We start from the raw sequence: 1164 nt of genomic DNA on the forward strand, positions 1-1164 counted from the left end.
CCGATGACCGAGCCGGAGGCGACCTGCGTCGTCGACAGCGCGAACCCGAGGGCGCTGGAGGCGAGGATGGTCGACGCGGTGGATGCCTCCGCAGAGAAGCCCTGCGCGGGCTTGACGTCGGTGAGGCCCTTGCCGAGCGTGCGGATGATGCGCCAGCCGCCCATGTAGGTGCCGAGGGCGATCGTCACGGCGCACGCGAAGATGACCCACAGCTGGGGCTGGTCCGAGGACTGCCACCCGACGGTGATGAGCGCCAGGGTGATGACCCCCATCGTCTTCTGCGCGTCGTTGGTGCCGTGGGCGAGTGCCACGAGCGACGACGTGAAGATCTGTCCCCAGCGGAAGCCGTCGCGCCCATCGGGCTTGGAGTCGTACCGGCGGGTCATGGCATAGGCGAGCTTGGTCACCGTGAACGCGATGATCCCGGCGGTCAGCGGCGCGATGAGGGCGGGCAGCACCACCTTGGACATGACGACACCGACATTGATCGCCGCCGCACTCGCGCCCACGAGGGTGGCCCCGATGAGACCGCCGAACAGTGCGTGCGACGAGCTGGAGGGCAGCCCCAGCAGCCAGGTGAGCATGTTCCAGGTGATCGCGCCGATGAGCCCGGCGAAGATGATCGACGGGAAGACCGTGGCCGAGATCTCGTCTTCTCGGATCATGCCGCCCGAGATGGTCCGGGCCACCTCGGTGGACAGGAACGCGCCCACGAGGTTCAGCACCGCCGCCAGCAGCACCGCGGTCTTGGGCTTGAGAGCACCGGTGGCGATGGGCGTGGCCATCGCGTTCGCCGTGTCGTGAAAGCCGTTGGTGAAGTCGAAGAAGAGGGCCAGTGCGATGACCAGGACGACGATGAGGGCTGCGGTTTCCACCGTTCGCTTTCCGTCGGGAGATGGGGGAAGGGTGTCGACGAAGTCGACGTGCGAACGAACAGTTCAGCGGGGATTCGTGCTCCGTTTACCGGGCCGCAAGAAATCCTCGCACATCCGCGCCCGTGCTGCGTGCCGTTTCCGGACGCATCGACGCGTGCCCGCCCGACGGCGGCTAGCGTGGTGTGGTGACCGTCATCGCGCAGACGCCCCCGGCATCGCCCACTCCCCCCGTCGCCGCTCGCCGCCCGGTCGAGCGGACCCACCACGGCGACACGTTCTCGGACCCCTA

At 68.0% G+C, this 1164-nt stretch carries 1 protein-coding gene; it reads right to left on the reverse strand.

What is annotated here, in order from left to right:
- Positions 1-875: inorganic phosphate transporter (locus NQ160_RS24025; protein WP_257517486.1), on the reverse strand; the 875-nt coding region annotated here is incomplete at its 3' end.
- Between the last annotated feature and the right edge of the window lie 289 nt (positions 876-1164).

The organism is Microbacterium sp. zg.Y909 (assembly GCF_024626565.1).